Here is an 18,326-nt window from a genome sequence, read left to right on the forward strand (position 1 = left end):
GGACGCAATCTTCAAAGAAATCACCAAAGACACCGGACTCACCTTCCGCCACCAGGTGGCCCTTGAGGACGACTACTTCATGCCTCAGATCATCGGGTCGGGCGGAGCCCTTTTCGACTACGACGGCGACGGCGATCTCGACCTCTACCTGGTCAATGCCGGCGGCTTCCGGCACAAGCTGCCCGAGGCCGTCAACCAGCTCTTTCAACGCAAGCCGGACGGCAGCTTCAGCCGCGTGGCCGACCCCGGCGCGCTCAACCAAGGCGGCTTCGGCATGGGCTGCGCCGTGGGCGACATCGACAACGACGGCCATCCCGACTTGCTTGTCACCAATTACGGACCCAACCGGCTCTACCGAAACCGGGGAGACGGGAGTTTCGAAGACGTTACCGAAGGCGCCGCAATCGCTGGGGACGATTGGTCGACCTCGGCGGCCTTCTTCGATTACGACCGGGACGGGTACCTCGACCTCTACATTGCCAACTATCTGCTCTACGATCCCACCCGCAAGTGCCACGACCAAGCCGGGCGGCGGGAGTTCTGCGGTCCCGAGGCCTTTTTGGGGGTCGGCGACCGCCTCTACCGCAACCAGGGCGACGCAACCTTCAAGGACGTCACCTCCAGCGCCGGGATCGGGCGGGTGGCGGGCAAGGGCCTGGGAGTGATGGCCTCAGACCTCAACGACGACGGATGGATCGACGTCTATGTGGCCAACGACGGCGAAGCCAACCAGTTGTGGATCAACCAGGGCGACGGGACTTTTCTCGACGAAGCCCTGCTGCGGGGCGTGGCGCTGAACATGTTCGGCAGGCCGGAAGCCAGCATGGGCGTCGCCGTCGGCGACATCGACATGGACGGAGACTTCGACCTCTTCATGACCCACCTCGACCGCGAGAGCAACACCTTCTACCTCAACCTGGGCCAGGGAGAATTCGAAGACCGCACCGCCGGCTCCGGACTGGCCACCCCAAGCCTGCCCTTTACCGGATTCGGCACAATCTTTCTGGACTTCGACCAGGACGCCGACCTTGATCTCTTTCTCGTCAACGGACGCGTCCGCCTGGGCAGCGCCGTCTCCCGTACGCCTCGCCCCGATGGCCACATCGGACCCATCTGGGATGACTACGCTGAACCCAATCTGCTCTTCGAGAATCAGGCCGGGACCTTTCAAGACGTCTCTTCCAGAGCCGGACGGCTGACCTCGTTGCGGGAAGTCTCGCGTTCAGTGATGGCCGGAGACCTCGACGACGACGGAGACCTCGACCTGGTGGTGACCAACGCCAACGGCCCGGCCAGGATCTTCCAGAACCGCCATCCGGGATCCGGCAGGTGGCTCCAGGTCCGGGTCCTGGATCCGGCCCTCAAGCGCGACGCCATCGGCGCCAAAGTGACGGTGGAAATGCAAGGGGCCCGCCTGACCCGCGAGGTCACGCGCAGCGCCGGATACCTATCCAGCAATCCTCCCGTCCTCCACTTCGGACTCGGCTCTGCCGAGAGCTTCCAATCCATCCAGGTCCGCTGGCCCGACGGAAGCCGCGAACGCTTTCCAGGCGGACGCGCCAACCGCCGCATCATCCTCAACAAAGCAGAAGGAGAGTCTTGATGGCAGCAGGCGAGCCGGAGCGTACCCTCTTTTTCCTCTTGCGGACCTTGCTGCCGGTTCTGACGGCAGCAGCTCTGGCCGCCTGCTCCGGCTCCGATTCTCCCTTGCAGCTTCCCGAAGCCGATCTGGAGGGAGCCGGAGCGGCGGTGGTCGAACTGATCGAGCAGCGGCGCCAAACGGTGGCCGCGTCGCCCTCGGCGGAAAGCTGGGGACGCCTCGGAATGGCCTATCAAGCCCATGAGTTCAACGGGGCCGCGGCCGAGTGCTATGGCCAAGCAGCCCGCATGGCCCAGGACCAGTACCGCTGGCCCTATCTCCAGGGAATGGCGCTGACCAATTCCGATCCGGAACAGGCGGCCGTCCTGTTCGAGCGGGCCGTGCAGCTCGATCCTTCCAATCCCGCCGTCTACGTCCGCTACGGCGACCTGCTCCTCAACCTGGGCCGCTCCCTGGAGGCCCGCCGCCAATATGAACGGGCGCTGGCCCAGGATGCGGATTCCACTCACGCACTCTACGGACTGGCCCAAACCGACCTCCTCAGCAGCGATCCCCAGGCCGCCCGCAAGCGCCTTGAAAGAGCCCGCCAGATCGCTCCTTTCCACGGCGAAGTGCGCCAGTTGCTCTCGCAAACCTACCGCAGGCTGGGAATGGACGCCGAAGCCGAGAGCGAGTCACAGGCCGCGCTCACCTTCTCCGAGGGCTCAGCCCCGCCAGATCCCGTTTACGCACAGGTCCTTGACCAATCGGCAAGTTCCCAGGCCCTTACCCGACGAGGACTGGAGCGTGCCCGCAAGGGCCAGTTCGCCGAGGCTGAAGAGTTCTTCCGCAGGGTTCTGGCCGACGGAAAAGGGAATGCCCGCGACTACGCCAACCTGGGGGCGGCTCTGGCCGGCCAGAACCGGCTGGACGAGGCCATGATGGCTTACCGCCGGGCCCTTGAGATTGATCCGCTGGAGAGCTTCGCCCACTACAATATGGGCTTGGCCCTCAGCCAGTCCGGACAGCACGAGGCAGCCGCCAAGCACCTTGAAACCGCGTTGGACATCGACCCCACCTATGCAGACGCTTACAATGCCCTGGGATTGAGTCACCTGCAGAGGGGCGACAAGGCCCAAGCCATCAACAGCTTCAGCGAAGCCGTCCGCCTCAATCCCGGATTGCTCCCGGCCCGCAGCAATCTTGCCAAGTCCTTGGCCGATTCGGGACAAGTCGCGCGAGCCATCGAGGAGTGGCAGGCGGTTCTCGAAGTGGATCCCAATCACCTTGAGACGCTTTACAACCTGGCCATCGCCCAATCGATGGTCAGGCGCTACGCAGAGTCCGTCCGCTATTTCCAACGCGGCATAGAGCTGGCCCCCAACAGCTCGCTCTTCGCCCGCGGGCTGGCCTGGCAGTTGGCTACCGCCCCTGCCCCCGACTTGAGAGACGGGCAAAGGGCCGTCCAACTGGCACGGCCTGTCGTGCAGCGTTTTCCTCAGGACCCTCAGGCTCTCGATCTGCTGGCCGCGGCGCTGGCCGAGAGCGGAGACTTCGATCGGGCCGCAGGCTTGGCCCAACGGGCCCTTTTATCGGCACGAAGCCAGGGACAGCACGGCTTAGCAGCTCAAATCGCCACCAGACTTGGGCTCTATCAAGAGAAAAAACCATTCCGCCAGCCGCCCGGCCGGTATTGAGTGGCCCTAAGCTACCAGGGGGCAAGGGCATTGCAGGACCACTAGTATTACTTTCATTTTTGATTCGGGCCCGAAGCGAGTCCCGACAATAATTAGCGCAAATACACTCTCCCTTTAAATTAATTTGTAGAGATCGATTGAGTAGGACTATCCACGCCAACGGGATGTGACTTTAGCCGGATTCGCGGCTTTGCCATCGCGATTTCTGGAAGCGGGAGAACGGCAGGAACCCCCTGGACATCACGCCTCCTGGGTGTTGGTTCCCACGGCGAACCAAGAAAACCCTTGCAATAACCTACAAAGCGGTGCTAACCTTTCGCCGAGGTCGCTAGAGCAAGATCCTTCGACAAAGCCGTCCCACACTGGATGCCGCTGCCCGGCAGTGCGCCATATGGGCTGACTGTATACAGAGTCGGTTTCTCTGGCTCTGAACGCCTCTATCTGCGGGCGATGTTTGCCCGCGAAATGTATAGGTCAAACTTTAAATCAACTTGACAAAGGGAAGGTTCGATGAAAATCACCAAGTACGCAGGTGCGCTGCTCCTGGCAGTGATGCTGGCAGTAAGCTGGAGTGCGGACTTGTCCGCCACCAAGCTGCTGCACATGAACCTGGAGCAGTTATTGCAGAACTCTGACCGGGTCTTTACCGGAACCCTGATCGGCGTCGAAGAGACGACTGTCGAAGCCGGCGGGGGCACCATTCGGGCGCTGGCATACACCTTCAAGGTCGAGCAGGCCTTCAAGGGCCAGTTCGGTACTCAAAAAGGCCTCCAGATCGCTGAAATCAGGACGATCGGCACTTTGAAGCAGCTTGAGAACAGGCGCCCGCCGGTCCCCGGATTTCCGCTCTTTCACAGCGGCCAACGTTATCTCCTGATAGTGAACCCCGACGGCCCGGCAGGTCTGACGTCTACGGCCGGCCTGGGGCAGGGGAGCTTTGAAATCGACGGCCGTGAAGGCCAGGAAGTCGCCAAGAATCTGTTCAACAATGCCGGGCTGTTCCGCGGCATGAACGTCTCCGGCGCTCCCGCCAGCGGCCCCGTGTCATACGTTTTCCTGTCAAACCTGATCAACGAATTGGTCCAAGGAGGCAACTAGAATGAAAGTGAACATCAAGCTACTGACGGCTACGGCTGCGGCGCTGGTGCTGGCTTTCGCATTGCCGGCCTTCGCAGGCGGACCGCTCAACCTCAATCCCAACGACCCCGATAACGTCGAGCGCTGGCCCAACGGCGGCGCCGACATTCCCTACAATCCCGACCAGGGGGGCTTTGCCACTCTCAGCAACGCCCAGTTCGTCCAACTGGTGGTCGATTCCACGCAGGCCTGGGCGGACGTCCCCTCGGCAAGCAACACCTATCAGAACAACGGCCTGATGCCGGTGGATATTGATGCCACCAACTTCTGCAGTCCACCGCCCTTCAACCCCGGGCCGATCAGTTTTCCGGGCTGCCACCTGATCGACAACCTCTTTTTCGGCACCAATGTCTCCGACGGCTTCAGCCCCATTGTCGCCGACGAGGACGGCTCCATCTTCGCCACCCTCGGCTTCGGGCCCGGAGTGTTGGGATTTGCCAGCCCCGACACCCGCGACGCCAACGGCACTCCTATCGAGGCCATCATGTTCCTCAACGGCGGCTCGGTCTCTGGCATCGGATTCCCGCTTGCGGAATTCTTCGGCGTCACCGTGCATGAGTTCGGCCACTACTCCGGACTGGCTCACACGGTCGTCAACGGGCAGAACATCCAGTTCGGCGACCACAGCGGCCCCACGCCCAACAACACCTTCGGCAATTCGCCCGTCAACGTGCAAGAGACCATGTATCCCTTCGCCCTGGTCGGCGGCATGCAGGAAACCCCCCATCAGGACGATATCGGAATCCTTTCCTTTCTCTACCCGGAGCCGGGATTCCTGGCCGGTACTGCGGAGATTTCGGGCACCATCCTTGCGCCCAACGGCACCACGCCTCTGACCGGCGTCAACGTCATCGCCCGCAATCTGGCTGACCCGTTCGTGGACGCGGCTTCCTCGATTTCCGGGGACCGGGGCACGACAGGCGTCTACACCATTAACGGCCTTACGCCCGGCGCTGACTACGCCATCTTTGTCGACCAGATTCTGGCCGGCGGCTTCAGCACGCCTCCTCTGGCGCCCCTGCCCGGGCCTGAAGAGTTTTATAACGGTGCCAGCGAGTCGAATGACCCGTTGATCGACGATCCCGCCCTTTTTGATCCCGTTACTCCGCTTGCCGGCAGCAACGGGGGAATCGACGTCATCTTCAACCAACCTGGGCCCGGCATTCCCTTGCTGGTGGGCGATGACGGTTTCGTCGAACTCTTCCTGCCCTTCAGCTACGAAATCTGCGGGCAGCAGTTCGATTCGGTCTTCGTCAACGCCAACGGCAACCTGACCTTCGGGACCGGAGACAGCGACTTCACCGAGTCGGCGGCCGAGCACCTGGCGGAAGCGCCGCGGATCGCAGGCCTTTGGGACGACTTGAGTCCCTTCAACCTGATCACCGGAGCCCCGCAGGGAACCGTCACATTCGACCAGAGCAATAACAGTTTTTCGGTCCGCTGGGAAGACGTGCCGGAATTCCTGAACACAGGTTCCAACACCTTCGAGATTACGCTCAAGCGCTCCTCCAACCACATCGACATCAAATACGAAGGAATCACGGCCACAGACGGATTGGCCGGTGTGAGCTGCGGCGGCGCCATCACCTCGGGCTTCGAGCTGGCGGAAGATCTGAGCGCACTCGGACCCAGCCGCATCAATCTGCACAACTCGCCGGCCCGTTACCAGGTCTTCGGTGTCGAGGTCAACGACCTGGCCAATTCGACGGTCCGCTTCAACGGCACCACCGATTACAACGACAACTGGGCCGAGCCCAATAACACGCTGGCCACGGCCCGGCAAATCAAGATTCCTTTCGACTCGATCCCCATTACGCGCTTTACCGAGATCGAACCGGCAGGAGGCGATGTCGACTACTACCGCTTTGAAGCTTCTGCAGGGACGACCCTGGTGGCCGAAGTGATTTCCGGCCAGCTCGATTCGCTGCTCGGCATCTTCGACTCGGCAGGAAACCTGCTCGATGTTGACGATGACGGCGGCGTCGGGCTGCTTTCGAGGCTGGTCTTCCCGATTCCGGCCGACGGCGAGTTTACGCTGGCGGTTACCACCTTTGCCGATTTCGATTTCGACGGCGACGGAAACAGCGGCGGCCGCTACGTGCTCAACCTCTTCGTAATTGATGGAATCGTGCTCGATCTGGGCGACGACGACTTTGAGGAAGTCGCGCTTGATTTTTCCTTCCCCTTCCAGGGTGGAAACTTCAACAGCGTCTTCGTCAACTCCAACGGCAGCCTCAGCTTCGGCGCGGGCGACATCGACTTCTCGGAGTCGGTCACGGAGTTCCTCGGCGGGCCGCCGCGCATCGCTCCCCTCTGGGACGATCTGAGCCCCAACAACGGCGGCTTGGTTCTCTTCGAGGGCGACGCCAACTCGGCCAGCGTCACTTTCCAAAACGTTCCCGAGTTCTTCAGCACCGGCGCCAACAACTTCACCGTGACGCTGGATTCCAGCGGCGACATCACCATCGACTATGGATCGGTCACGGCAGTTGACGGCATCGTAGGCGTGACGCCTGGAGGCAACATTCCGGGCGGTCCGGGAGCGGTTGACTTGTCGGCCGCGGGGGGCCTCTCGGCCAGCGGAAGCACCTACGAGCAATTCACCTTCGGCAATCCGTTCGACTTGGCCATGATGTCCATCATCTTCCCGTTCTGACCGGCCCAGTCGAAACCCTTCACCTCCGGGGCGGCGCTGAAAAAGGCGCCGCCCCGTTTCCTTTTCAGAGGGCGTCCCTGGATCTCGACTGAAATCTCGCACAGCGCCAATTCACTCTCCTCATCGAAGGTTTCCAACACTTTTCACCGCAGGCCGTTATATAGTACTCTTGCAACTGCACTAGAATGGCAGCCGAGCTTGCAGGAGCGCTATGCGAGACGAGATCCGGACGGCCTGGAAATGCTAAAGCACATGCTTCGAAGTGAGCGCGGCGTATCGACAAGCGAATACGCGGTCATGTTGGCACTGGTGGCGCTGACACTGGTAGTCTTCGGTTCCGACATCAGCGACGCTGTTATTGGGGCCTTTGATACCCTGGTGGGCCTTCTTGGCTAGCTGAAGTCCGGTCACGGGGCGAGCTGATTGTGCGGCCCGGCTTTTCCCCTATCCTCCTCTCCTCCATAGATGCGGCAACCGGTGGCCTTGATGATCAAGTGGACCTGTTTGCCAGGTTCCAATTCCAGTTCCGATCTAGCTTGAGGAGTGACTTGTATGGCCAAGTCGGGGATGTCGGGTCCTAGTGCCGCCCGCACAAGGTGGAGCCCGACAAGTTCCTGGATCGAGGTGATCCTGGCCGGCAGGATGTTTTGGGCGGAGAGTCCTTGAGGCCGATGGGTGGCGATGAGGATTTCGTGAGCTGGGATTCCCACCATCAGATCCTCTCCCGGGCTGACCGCCGTTCGAGGCGTGGTTAGCCGCAGGGGACCCTCAGGCCCCCCCAGGCCCACCTGGCTTGTTGCCCCCTGGCTATCGAGCAACACACCTGGCAGCAGATTCTCGAAACCGGCTTCTTCGGCCAGGGGAAAGACCCTGGGATCGGTGAGGACCTGACGGGGCGCACCGCGGGCGATCACTTGCCCCGCCTGCAGCACGATGAGTTCGTCGCACAAGGCCTGGATCTCGGCGGGATCGTGCGAGACGAGCAAGGTGGGCGTGCGAAACTCGCGGCGGACGCGGTGCAGGAAGGGCAGCACCCGGCGGCGCAAGGGCAAGTCGAGCGAGGCCAGTGGTTCGTCCATCAGCAAGAGCCGCGGACCCGAGCACAGCGCCCTTCCCAGGGCAACCCGCTTGCGCTCTCCCCCGGAGAGAGTGGTGACCGGGCGCTGCAGCAGGCCTTCCAGCTCGAGCAGGCGGCACACCGAAGAAAAGGTATCTTCCAGATTTCCGCCATTGCGGCGGGCCCGCCCGGCTCCGGCCAGCAGGTTACGGCGCACGTTCTGGTGAGGGAACAGTAGCCCGTCCTGGGGGACGTAGCCGATGTGGCGTTCCTCGGGCCGCAGGAAGGTGCCGGTTGAGGAGTCGAGCCAAACGTCCCCTCCCACCCGGATCCGGCCTCGGGCGCGACGCCTCAAGCCGGCCACCGTCTCCAGCAGGCTGGTCTTGCCGGCCCCCGAGGAGCCGAAAACTCCCATGACCTGCTCTCGGGTTGCGAAGTCCACTTCCAGATCGAAGCGGTCCAGAGGCAGCCGGATGCGGATCTCCAGGGTTTGGGGTTTCCCACTCATCGGGCGCCTCCTGAAGGCGGCTTTGAGGCCCCGGCCAGGCGATCCCGAACCAGATGCTCGGAAATCAGGATAGAGGTCAAGCCCACTGCCAGCGAGACGGCCAGCAAGAAGTATGCTTCGCGGTCGGCTCCCACCTGCTGCGCGGAAAAAATGGCCGAAGCCAGGGTCTGAGTACGCCCGGGAATGTTTCCAGCGATGGTCACGGTGGCGCCGAATTCGCCGATGGCGCGGGTGAATCCCAGGATGGCCGCGGCCAACAGGCCCTTGAAAGAGAGCGGCAGCGTGTAGCTTACGAAAGTGGCCAGCCGTCCATGTCCCAGCGTGCGGGCCATCATCTCCAGGCGCGGGTCGACGCCCTCGAAAGTCACCCGTGCAGTGCGCACGACCAAGGGCATTGCCATTACTCCCGAAGCCACAACAGCCCCTTTCCAGGTGAGCAAAATACCCGGGTCGAATCCCAAGGAGTCCCTGCCCAGGATGCCGTCTTCCGAGAAGGCCTCCAGCAGCAGGTAGCCAACAGCCGTTGGAGGGAGCACCAAGGGCAGCCCCACCAGACCCGATAGCAGGCCCTTGCCGCGAAACTCGAAGCGGGCCAGGAGGTAGGCCAGGGGGACGCCGGGGAGCAGCACCAACAGGGTAGCCAAGGAAGCCACCTGCAGGGAAAGCAGCAGCGCGGTCAATGCACTATCATCCATGTTCTCATCTCCCAGCGCGCGCTATGTTTCATCGAAGCGCCGCCTTTATTACTCCGCCACCCCGAACCCAAAGCCCATCTCCTCCAATACCCTTCTGGCTTCGGGTCCCGAGAGAAATTCCAAGAACCGCCGTCCCTGGGCGGGATTGGGACCGCCCTTCACCAGAGCGGCCGAGTAGCGGATGTCGGGCCCTTTCGCCCGCGGCACCTCATAAAGCACCCTTACCTTCTGGGAAGAAGCGGCGTCGGTGGCGTAGACGATGCCCAGGATCCGGGGATCCGCCTCCACAAGGGCCAGCGCCGCGCGGACATCGGGCGCCGGGGCCACCCGCTCCTGCAGGCGCTTCCACAGGCGCCCGTCGGGCTCGATCGACTGCAGGTATTGGCGTGCATAGCGTCCCGCGGGAACGGCCTCGGGATCGGCCAGCGAGAGGTAGCGGAAATCGAGATCCGCCAATCGGGCCGCCTCCTGCAACTGAAATGGGCTGTTTCGGTGGGCGACGATGACCAGCCGGTTGGAAGCGAAGGTGCGCCGCGTCTCCGCAACGATGCGTCCTCTCTCTTGCAGGAAGTCCACCCATTGTTCGTTGGCTGACAGATAGACGTCTGCCGCCGGCGTCGCATCGATCTGCCGAGCCAGCACATTGGACCCGGCGAAGTTGAATACCGTCCCAGTGCCGCTGCTGCGCTGAAAAGGCTCCGACAGGCTGTGCATGACGTCGCGCAGGCTGGCGGCGGCGTACACGACGACGACTTCGTCTTCTTGCCCGCTTCCAGTGCAGCCTGCAAACGGGGCCGAGGAGAGGGAGAGCAGGAGGAGCCAGGCCCGGCTCTTGGTTAGGCCAGATCGCATCCTCGTCATTATAGGCTTGGCGAAAGCCGAGCAAAGCAGTCCAAAAACGACGATGTTCATGGGAAGATCATCTCACTAATCTGCCTGGGGCACCCGCAAAGCCTCGGTGTCGGAAGGGCTGACGGGACTTTGGGTGATGAGCTGTGGCCACCGCCGGCAGCACGAATCCCAGGATTTGAGGCGGGGTCAGGCGTTCTCCCGAAGCGCGAAACCAGGGCAACGCAGACGACGCCGAAAGCCAGATGAAATGTCGCCATCTGGGCGCCGCTGTAGACGTCGTAGCTGTAGCGGGTGGCGGCCACGTTGAGGACGTACTCCGGCAGCGCCAGCAGCCGGCTGGATGCCAGGGCGGCCCAGAAGCTGACGCTGTCTCGAGAGCGCAGATGGCCGCGCCACAGAGAGCGGAGGGCCCCACGGACGTCCTGCAGGCCGTCGAAGACAACCAGTGACGAGCGCCGTTTCTCGGCAATCTGATAACCTCTAGGAGATCAACCGAATCCCTGAAGGATTCTCAGAACTGGAGAGAAGAAGTCATGAAGAACTGGAAACTTTGTCTCGTGTTGGCGGCAGTCGCGGTGCTGGCCGGGGCATGCGCCTCGGTATCCGCCGACGCCAAGGAATATAAGGTCGAAATCGGCGAATCGGCTTCCATGGCCAAGGTCGCTGAAGAGCATGACGTCACAGAAGAAGCGCTCAAAGAAGGACGCAGCGAGTACTCGGTCAAAGCTGCCGACGGCATGTCTTACAAGTTCATGCTCAGCGAAAAGCAGATCAAAGACTTGATGGACGGCAGCACGGTGGTGGTCGATACCGCTGAAGGCGGAATGAAGGTCAAGATCGGCCCCAAGAAGTCGAAGCCCAAGAAATCTGGCTGGTAAGCTAGACGCGAGATGGGCCTGATTCTTCTTCTCGTGATGCTGCTTCTCTTGCCGGGTTGCGCCGGCGATTCGCAGCAAGGCGAACCCAGTTTGCAGGAATTGCTGCGCCAGGAGGAAGAACTGCTGGCCCGGCAGTCAGAGACCCTGTCGGCGGTTCAGGCTTTCGGGACGGATCCCTACCGCATCGACTACCTGCCCGGCTTGGACCGCTATCTCGTACTCTTGCGCAATGCCTCTCAAGTCCTGCTCTGCACTCCCGATTTACGGGTGCTGGACCGCCGTCCGGCTCCGCGTTCGCCCACGGCTTGGGATCGACAGGGTGAAGAGCGCCTTTTCCTTGGCGGCGAGCTCTCCTCCAGCCTGTCCGTCTATCGAATCCGCTCCGACCGGCTTCTGCCCCTCGAGTCGATACCTCTGCGCTACTCCGTCTCCGTCAGGGATCTGACTTACCTGCAGCATCCCCGCCCCGCCCTCTTTCTGCTGGACGGATTCGACCGTCAGCTCGTGCGCCTCGACCTGGAGCAGGGATCGCAGCAGTTCTTCCCGTTGGGTGCGGGACCCGCTTCCATTCTCAGCCTGGGCGGACACCTGGTCATCAACCTGCTCTATCAGCACGCGATCCTGATAGTGCCGTTGTCGGCTGGCATTCCTGACATGCCGTCGGCCACGCGGCTAGCCATCCAGGGTCCCTTTTGGAGCGTGGACGCGGTGCTTCGCGACGACCGCCTGCTGGTTGCCGCGGGAGGCGTCGAAGACCGTCCCCTCGACCGGAGCCAAGGCGAATTCGGAAACCTCGATTCCTTTCTCTATCTCTTCGAGCTGACCCGCAGTGAGGGCGTTTTTCGTCCCTCGGGCGAGGACGGGCGGGTGGCCTATCTCAACCTTTCGGAGTTGGGAGTGGTGACGCCTAAGGCCCTCTCTTTCCACCGGGACGCCGAGGGGTTGGAATTGTGGGTGGCCGGATCGGGGTCGGGGCGAGTGACGGCCTTTCAAGTGGACGGATTTGACCTTCGCCTCATGCAGAGCTTTGAAGCAGGCCCTGGAGCCAGCGAACTGACCCTGCATATGCGGCAGAGCCGAAAGCGGCTGGCGCTGGCCAATCCACTGCTCGACCGCATCGACCTGTTCGATGCCGGCCTCGGCGTCCCCAGCCGGGTGGGGCGCCCGCTGGACCTGCTGGGCCCGCGGATTGCCTCCGATTCCAGCCGCTTGGGCGAGATCCTCTTCTTCTCTACTTTGATGTCGCCTGGGAACAGGTCCGAGGGCTCGCTCTCGCGGTTGACCTGCGAAGCCTGCCATTTCGAAGGCGGGCTGGACGGGAGGGTGCACTTCACGGGACGGGATGACATCCACCTGGCCACCAAGCCCCTGCGGGGGCTGGCCGATAACGTTCCGCTCTTCAGCCGGGGCGGCGACGCCACCCTGTCTTCAATGGTCATGGCCGAGTTTCGGGTCATCAATCAGGGCCGCAAAGACATCTTCGAATTGCGGCCCTCGCACTTTCCCTGGATGAGGGATCCAGATGCCGGGGCGGAGGTGTTGACTCCCGCCCAACTGCGCAAGGCCTTTCTGTCCTTCTTCGTCGATTTCCGCCACCGGCCTAATCCATGGAGCGTGCGGCAAAAGGAACTCGACCCCCTGGCCCGCGTCGGACTGGAGGTTTTCAGGCGGCGCTGCGAGGATTGTCATCAGGCCATCGACGCCACCCGCCAGGGGCAGGGAATCCCGCCTCAGGAGTGGCCCGGCTGGCTGCTCAGCGAAGACCGTGACCCGATCTGGGGCGCTCCTTTCTACAGCAAGACGGGGATTCGGCCTTATGTCGACCAGGCCGGGACGCGGGTTCCCAGTTTGCGGCGGGTCTGGCTGAAGTATCCTTATTTCACCGACGGCTCATCGACGACGATCGGGAATGTGCTTGGACGGTTCCGTTACAGGGGCAGTACGGTTTGGCATCACTATAATGCGGAGCTTGAGCCGGGGCCTGCTCCTGAGGCATTGACCCCGGAAGAGGTGGAGGCCCTGGAGGCTTTGCTGCGCTACTTTTGAGTGCTGCCGCGGGGCGTTGTGCCCATCGCGAAGCCCTGCGCCCCACTCCCGGAGGGCCGAAATCTCGGCCTCTTCCAATACCGGAAAGGCCTCACAGCGGGGAGTGTTCATGAGGCCGCCCTGCGGCGGGCGAAGCGGGCCCGTGCCTTGGCCGCCTCTTCCTCGCGGTTGAGGGAAGGAGCGCTTGTGACCAGCTCCTGCAAGAGCTCAGCCGTCACTGAAGCCACCTGCTCGACCGCTCGCTGAAAGACTTCGTTATTGGCCTGCGAGGGTTTGTTCATGCCGCTCACCTTGCGCACGTATTGCAGCGCCGAGGCATGGATCTCCTCGTGGGTGGCCGGAGGTTCGAAGTTGAAGAGCTTCTTGATGTTTCGGCACATTGGAAGATTGTAGCCCAAGTCGTTTCCTGGCGGAGCGGCGCATTGTCTCCAGGCTGCTCAGGGGTTAAACTAGTGGCATTTGGAGAAGTTATGATGAGAAAGGTTCTCTTCTTGTTCTTGTTGGCCGGCGGGGCGATGCTGGCCGGAATCGCCGTCATCAACTTGACGGGCGTCTGGTCGCTGACCTACCAGGGACTGCTGAGCGGCGAGGAGATACCCTGCGTCTACCAGGGCACCATTACCGTGCTCCCGGGTAGCGGAGGAGGAAACTCGACTGCCAATCTGCAATCGGGTCCCGATGCCTGCCCCGATCAGATGATGGCCGACATCACCAGTCTGGTCGTCGATGGTTTTTCCGTATCCGGCACGTTGGACGGGGGCCAGGAGTTCGGCATGCTGGAGTTTCAGGGCCAAGTCGACATGGGGATTCCGGTGGAAGCCGAGGCTGGAGTCAAGCCCAGGACTGCCGCGGCCAACGGCCTGTCCGTGCAGGGCGGCTATGTAGTCATGGCCGGTCCCTTTTCCGACACCGAAGGCTCGTTCCAGGCCCAGCGCGAGGGCGATCTCAGCGACATTCCGCTGCTCAGCCCGGTTGGGCTCTTGGGATTGGCCGCGCTGATGCTGAGCGCCGCCCTTTACCTGCACTTCCGCAAGGGCCTCCTCAGCCGCTGAGGGCCTTCTTGAGCAGTATGATCTGGCCGGCGTGATAGAGGTTGTGCTGCACGACTCCGTGGAGCAGGAAGTAAACGGAATAAGCGCGGTTGCCGACCTGGCTTTCCAGGTCTTCGTCCTGCAGGGCCGCCACCGTCTCGCGCAGGCTCCGATTCTCGTCGCCCAGGTCGCGCAGCGCCTTTGCCCAGGCTTTCTGTCCGTTTTCCTCTACTGCGGGCCAGTCCTCTTCGTCGGATGGATCGATGCTGCCGCCCAGCAGTCCTCTGCGGGCTTCGCGCTGCCAGGCGGTGATGTGCAGAACCAGTTCCCAGATGCTGTGGGCGTCGGCCAAGGGGCGCGCCGCGGCCTGCTCAGCCGTGACGCCTTCCAGCACCGCGGTCAGCGAGGGGCCGTGCCAGGCCTCCCCTTGATAAGAGCGTTTCAACTGATCGGCGATGCGTTTGCATTCTCGCTGCATGGGTGTGTGGATGCCGCTGGCCGCCGCCAGGTTTCTGTGTGGATCAAAGCGAAACCCGCCAGCGGCGATACCGCCGAAAAAGGAGGCCGCCCAGCAGGACGACCGCCGCCAAAGGCACGCCGGCGGAGTCGTCCCGCCGCCGCCAAAAGCAGTCCGGCGGCAAGCTTGAGCCAGGTGGCGGACGTTGAGGACTGGACGGGCGGCGAGCCCAATTGGCGTCCCAGCCTCCAGGCCTCGGTGCAAACGGGACAGGCCGCCACGTGTTCCAGCAGGCTGGAGAGCTCTTGCGGCGGCAGCTCATCCTGAATGCCCTTCCAAAGCCGCTCGCGCGCAGGACAGTCCGGGCGCGGACGGTCGGAAGGCGATGTGCCCAAAAAGTGTTCCTGGATACGTTCCAAGTCGCTTTGCTCGACTTTCATGGCCTGACCCCTAAGCTTTCAAGGCATGGCGGGGCTGCGATATCACTTCGTGCCCTTTCACGACTGAGCCTCAAGACCCTCGTGTTCAGCCCCCGAAAAAAGTTCTTGACAGGCTCCGCCCGGCAATGTTACATTTTGTAGCGCTACAGAATGTAACATATGAGCAGACAACCCACACCACTCAGTCCGCTGGAGAACCAGGTCATGCAAGTGATCTGGGAACGGGGGCCGTCGACCGCGCAGGAGGTACGGGCGGCTCTTCGACCTCAGCATCCCCTCAAGGAATCCACGGTCCGCACTCTCTTGCGGCGCATGGAGGAGAAAGGCTTTCTGGGCCACTCGATGCGCGGACGCGCTTATCTTTACCGTCCTCTGGTGCAGCGGCCCAAGGCGGCTGCCCGGGCCGTGCGCCAGATCGTGGAGCGGCTCTGCGGGGGCTCGGTAGAGGCCCTGCTTGTAGGCATGGTGGAAGACGAGATGGTCGATCCTGAGGAGCTTCAGCAGTTGGTCGACAAGCTGAGCCGGGCTGAAGGAGAAGAGTGATGAGCCTGATGGATTCCTGGATGACTCCGGAAACGCTGTGGAGATTGCTGGACGTAGGCGTGCGCGGCGGACTCATGGTGCTGGCCGCGGCTCTGCTGGTGCGCTTTGCCGGCTTGAGCGATGCCGCCTCCCGCCACCGGGTGTGGACGGTGGCCCTGGCCGGAATGCTGCTGCTGGTCCCCTTGGGTCTGGGTCTGAGCAGCGGATGGCTGGTTTTGCCCCTGCCTCAGTGGCGAGCGGTTGAAGCGCCGCCGCTCGCGCCGCCGCAGGCCGTCCCCGTCGACTCGCCGGCCGGGCCGGACTTTACCCCGGCAGAACGCTCCGCCGAGGCGCCCCAGGTACTTGAGGAGCCTGCGCCTACCCGGCCCGCGGCGGGCGGCAGCGCCGAAACGCCCCGGCAGTCTCCCTGGCGGGGCGCGCCCGTTGTTTCCGACTGGTGGCCCGGCAGTGCCTCGCAGTGGATCTCCCTGGCTCTGGCTCTCTATCTGCTGGGAGCCGCGGTCCTGCTGGGACGCATCGTCCTGGGCCTGTGGCTTCGCCGTCGCCTGCTCAGGCGGGCCCAGCCGGTGGAGGACGTGGTCGCCCTGCGCCTGGCGTTGGGCCTGGCTCATGAGGCGGACATCGATCCACCCCGCCTGCAGCAGTCGGCTTCCACTTGCGTCCCTTTTGCTGTTCCCGGAGGCATCGTCCTGCCTCCACATTGGCGCAAGTGGAGCGAGTCTCAACTGCGCTCGGTACTGGCTCACGAGATAGCCCATCTGCGCCGCCGCGATCCTTACATCCATCTGGCGGCCTGGCTCAACCGGGCGTTCTACTGGTTCAATCCGGCCGCTGTCTGGGTGGCGCGCCGTTTGGCCGAGCAGGCTGAGGAGGCTTGCGATGCGCTGGCCTTGCGCTGGACGGGGCAATCCCGCCGCCGCTATGCCCAGCATCTGATCAATGTCGCCGCTCCGCTGGGAATCCGTTCCAACCGTCTCTTAATCGGAGGTATCCCCATGGCTCGAAAGCCGCACGTCCGCCGTCGCATAGAAGCTTTGTTTCAGTCCGCTCAGAGATCGGCCCACTCGTCGGACCGCCCCGCTTTGGGGTGGACTGTGCTGACCGCCCTGTTTTGCCTGCTGGTGGTTTCGGGTTTCCGCCTGGCCGCCTTGCCGGCCTCGCCCCAGGCGCAGTCCTCTTCTGAGGCCAGTCAGTTCCACATGCCGGTCCCAATGCCTCAGCCCACTCCCCAGCCGACTCCGCGTCCTCAGCCCATGCCTCACTTCAGCGGAAGCTATTCGTTTGAAGTGGGCAAGGCTGCAGCGCCCAAGGCCCATGCCCATGTTCACGTCAATCCCCAGGTCGACGTTAACGTCAAGCTCAGCGGCGGGTCCCATAACCACAACCGCTGGGTCGGCGCTCGCCCCAACGATCCGGCTTTCCGCAGCCGTTTGCTGCGCGAACTGTCGAGTCCTGACGCAGTCAGCCGCGCGGACGCGGCCTGGAACTCGCGCCGCCTGGAACCCTCCCCCGACTTGATCGTCGCGCTTATCGGTGTCTTGGGCGATGATCGCCCGGTGCGCTCCCTGCCCAGCCAGGAGGGCGATTGGGATTGGGAGACGACTCCTGCGGCTCAGGCCGCCTTTGCCCTCGGTTCTTACGGGGAGGAGGCGGTGGACGCCCTCCTGGCCGTGACCTCGGACCCCTCTGACGCGGTCCGCGACCACGCTCTGTCGGCCCTGGCATTGACCGAGTCGGAGAGGGCCCGCCAGCCGCTCCTTAGGGGATTGAGCGACTCGTCCTGGCGAGTCCGCCGCAGCGCCGCCTGGGGATTGGGATCGATGGAAGACCGCTCGGCCACGCCGGCTTTGAGCGAAACCTTGCTGGACGCTCATCCTCAGGTGCGCAGGATCGCCGCCTGGTCTCTGGGAATCCTGGAAGACCCGGACGCGGTCGGGCCCCTGGCCCAGTCCCTGCTGGACGACCAGGACGCCGGAGTGCGTGAGATGGCGGCCTGGTCGCTGGGCGTCGGCGAATCCGTAGACGCCGTCGAAGCGCTCTCGCAGGCCGTCTACCAGGATTCCCACTCCGAGGTGCGCGAGGTGGCCGTTTGGTCGCTGGGCACTATCGAGTCGAGCGCCTCGGTAAACGGCCTGCAGGCCGCACTGCAGGACAGCCACGAAGGCGTCCGCGACATGGCGGTTTGGGCCCTGGGATTGAGCCGGGGACCTGAGGCCGCTCTGGCCCTCCAATCGGTCATGCAAGATCCATCGCCCAAGGTGCGCGAGCGGGCCGCGTGGGCCATGGGCATACTCGAGCGTCCCGAGAGCATTCCCGGACTCACCGTCGCCTTAAGCGACGAAAACCCCGACGTGCGGGAAATGGCCGCTTGGGCCTTGGGGCTGGTTGAAGGAAGGGAATCGGTCCCGGCCTTGAACTCCGCGCTGGCCGACCCCGAGCCGCAGGTGCGGGAAACCGTGGCCTGGGCTTTGGGAATCATTTCCGACCGCAATGCCGTGCCCTCCCTCATCACGGCCTTGCAGGACGGCGACGGCGAGGTGCGGGCCACGGCCGCCTGGGCGCTGGGAATGATCGGCGACGCTCGAGCCGAGAACGAACTGCGGCGCCTGGAGCAGGCTTCCGACGAGCCGGGCCAAGTGCGCGACACGGCCGCATGGGCCCTGCGAATGGTTCGTTAAGCCGCACTTGCGGAACATTCCTCCAAGGAACTGCGCAGCCGGCCTCCTCCAGGCGCCGGCTGCGTTTTTCTT

General features: G+C 63.2%; 15 protein-coding genes. 10 read left to right on the top strand and 5 right to left on the bottom strand.

What is annotated here, in order from left to right; translation table 11 throughout:
* The 5 genes from VLU25_10545 to VLU25_10565 all read left to right on the top strand — a co-directional run.
* Window positions 1-1,603, top strand: a 1,603-nt coding sequence (locus VLU25_10545) for a CRTAC1 family protein (GenBank protein HSR68370.1), incomplete at its 5' end; no start/stop codon positions are given.
* Entirely contained in the window at window positions 1,603-3,276 is a 1,674-nt protein-coding gene (locus VLU25_10550) for a tetratricopeptide repeat protein (protein HSR68371.1), read from the top strand. The genes VLU25_10545 and VLU25_10550, both read left to right, overlap by 1 nt.
* Window positions 3,277-3,786: 510 nt before the next feature.
* Window positions 3,787-4,374, top strand: coding sequence for a hypothetical protein (locus tag VLU25_10555; protein ID HSR68372.1), 588 nt, complete (start codon window positions 3,787-3,789; stop codon window positions 4,372-4,374).
* 1 nt (window position 4,375) lies between these two features.
* The gene (locus VLU25_10560; protein ID HSR68373.1) at window positions 4,376-7,069 is read left to right on the top strand and encodes a pre-peptidase C-terminal domain-containing protein; all 2,694 of its coding nucleotides are present in this window, start codon (window positions 4,376-4,378) and stop codon (window positions 7,067-7,069) included.
* A 198-nt stretch (window positions 7,070-7,267) separates the two neighbouring features.
* Window positions 7,268-7,465: a Flp family type IVb pilin gene (locus VLU25_10565; GenBank protein HSR68374.1), complete on the top strand. Its 198-nt coding sequence runs from the start codon at window positions 7,268-7,270 to the stop codon at window positions 7,463-7,465.
* Window positions 7,466-7,476: 11 nt separating this feature from the next.
* Here the strand turns inward: VLU25_10565 and modC are convergent, their stop codons facing one another.
* From modC to modA, 3 genes are read right to left on the bottom strand one after another with little or no spacing between them, the layout of a single operon-like run.
* The gene (gene modC / locus VLU25_10570) at window positions 7,477-8,634 is read right to left on the bottom strand and encodes a molybdenum ABC transporter ATP-binding protein (GenBank protein HSR68375.1); all 1,158 of its coding nucleotides are present in this window, start codon (window positions 8,632-8,634) and stop codon (window positions 7,477-7,479) included.
* Window positions 8,631-9,329, bottom strand: a complete 699-nt coding sequence (modB, locus tag VLU25_10575) for a molybdate ABC transporter permease subunit (protein ID HSR68376.1) — start codon at window positions 9,327-9,329, stop codon at window positions 8,631-8,633. The genes modC and modB overlap by 4 nt, the downstream gene beginning before the upstream one ends.
* A gap of 48 nt (window positions 9,330-9,377) precedes the next feature.
* The gene (modA, locus tag VLU25_10580) at window positions 9,378-10,181 is read right to left on the bottom strand and encodes a molybdate ABC transporter substrate-binding protein (GenBank protein ID HSR68377.1); all 804 of its coding nucleotides are present in this window, start codon (window positions 10,179-10,181) and stop codon (window positions 9,378-9,380) included.
* A gap of 533 nt (window positions 10,182-10,714) precedes the next feature.
* Here modA and VLU25_10585 point away from each other — a divergent pair.
* A complete protein-coding gene (locus VLU25_10585; GenBank protein ID HSR68378.1) occupies window positions 10,715-11,059 on the top strand; it encodes a hypothetical protein in 345 nt (114 codons plus the stop codon).
* A 12-nt stretch (window positions 11,060-11,071) separates the two neighbouring features.
* The gene (locus VLU25_10590; GenBank protein HSR68379.1) at window positions 11,072-13,105 is read left to right on the top strand and encodes a hypothetical protein; all 2,034 of its coding nucleotides are present in this window, start codon (window positions 11,072-11,074) and stop codon (window positions 13,103-13,105) included.
* 107 nt (window positions 13,106-13,212) lie between these two features.
* On the opposite strand, the gene VLU25_10595 is transcribed toward VLU25_10590, so the two are convergent.
* Window positions 13,213-13,485: a DUF2277 domain-containing protein gene (locus tag VLU25_10595; protein ID HSR68380.1), complete on the bottom strand. Its 273-nt coding sequence runs from the start codon at window positions 13,483-13,485 to the stop codon at window positions 13,213-13,215.
* Window positions 13,486-13,575: 90 nt separating this feature from the next.
* Here VLU25_10595 and VLU25_10600 point away from each other — a divergent pair, with 90 nt between their 5' ends.
* Window positions 13,576-14,157 carry a hypothetical protein gene (locus tag VLU25_10600; GenBank protein ID HSR68381.1) on the top strand — a complete coding sequence of 194 codons (582 nt, stop codon included), beginning with the start codon at window positions 13,576-13,578 and terminating at the stop codon, window positions 14,155-14,157.
* On the opposite strand, the gene VLU25_10605 is transcribed toward VLU25_10600, so the two are convergent.
* Entirely contained in the window at window positions 14,147-14,614 is a 468-nt protein-coding gene (locus tag VLU25_10605) for a DinB family protein (protein ID HSR68382.1), read from the bottom strand. The genes VLU25_10600 and VLU25_10605 overlap by 11 nt on opposite strands.
* Before the next feature lie 578 nt (window positions 14,615-15,192).
* On the opposite strand from VLU25_10605, the gene VLU25_10610 reads away from it, so the two are divergent.
* Together VLU25_10610 and VLU25_10615 are read left to right on the top strand one after the other, a co-directional pair.
* Window positions 15,193-15,576 (top strand): BlaI/MecI/CopY family transcriptional regulator, encoded by a 384-nt coding sequence (locus VLU25_10610; protein HSR68383.1) that lies wholly within the window; start codon window positions 15,193-15,195, stop codon window positions 15,574-15,576.
* Complete coding sequence (locus tag VLU25_10615; protein HSR68384.1) at window positions 15,576-18,254, top strand: M56 family metallopeptidase; 2,679 nt, start codon at window positions 15,576-15,578, stop codon at window positions 18,252-18,254. Before VLU25_10610 ends, VLU25_10615 begins: the two co-directional genes overlap by 1 nt.
* The last annotated feature ends 72 nt before the right edge of the window (window positions 18,255-18,326 follow it).

Source organism: Acidobacteriota bacterium, assembly GCA_035471785.1.
Taxonomy (GTDB): Bacteria; Acidobacteriota; UBA6911; order RPQK01; family DATIPO01; genus JANQFM01.

Excerpts from the sequence above, each read along its gene's own strand:
- VLU25_10550 (HSR68371.1), top strand. The coding sequence starts at position 1,603 with ATGGCAGCAGGCGAGCCGGAGCGTACCCTCTTTTTCCTCTTGCGGACC.
- VLU25_10555 (HSR68372.1), top strand. The coding sequence starts at position 3,787 with ATGAAAATCACCAAGTACGCAGGTGCGCTGCTCCTGGCAGTGATGCTG.
- VLU25_10560 (HSR68373.1), top strand. The coding sequence starts at position 4,376 with ATGAAAGTGAACATCAAGCTACTGACGGCTACGGCTGCGGCGCTGGTG.
- modC (HSR68375.1), bottom strand. The coding sequence starts at position 8,634 with ATGAGTGGGAAACCCCAAACCCTGGAGATCCGCATCCGGCTGCCTCTG.
- modB (HSR68376.1), bottom strand. The coding sequence starts at position 9,329 with ATGGATGATAGTGCATTGACCGCGCTGCTGCTTTCCCTGCAGGTGGCT.
- modA (HSR68377.1), bottom strand. The coding sequence starts at position 10,181 with ATGCGATCTGGCCTAACCAAGAGCCGGGCCTGGCTCCTCCTGCTCTCC.
- VLU25_10585 (HSR68378.1), top strand. The coding sequence starts at position 10,715 with ATGAAGAACTGGAAACTTTGTCTCGTGTTGGCGGCAGTCGCGGTGCTG.
- VLU25_10590 (HSR68379.1), top strand. The coding sequence starts at position 11,072 with ATGGGCCTGATTCTTCTTCTCGTGATGCTGCTTCTCTTGCCGGGTTGC.
- VLU25_10595 (HSR68380.1), bottom strand. The coding sequence starts at position 13,485 with ATGTGCCGAAACATCAAGAAGCTCTTCAACTTCGAACCTCCGGCCACC.
- VLU25_10600 (HSR68381.1), top strand. The coding sequence starts at position 13,576 with ATGATGAGAAAGGTTCTCTTCTTGTTCTTGTTGGCCGGCGGGGCGATG.
- VLU25_10605 (HSR68382.1), bottom strand. The coding sequence starts at position 14,614 with ATGCAGCGAGAATGCAAACGCATCGCCGATCAGTTGAAACGCTCTTAT.
- VLU25_10610 (HSR68383.1), top strand. The coding sequence starts at position 15,193 with ATGAGCAGACAACCCACACCACTCAGTCCGCTGGAGAACCAGGTCATG.
- VLU25_10615 (HSR68384.1), top strand. The coding sequence starts at position 15,576 with ATGAGCCTGATGGATTCCTGGATGACTCCGGAAACGCTGTGGAGATTG.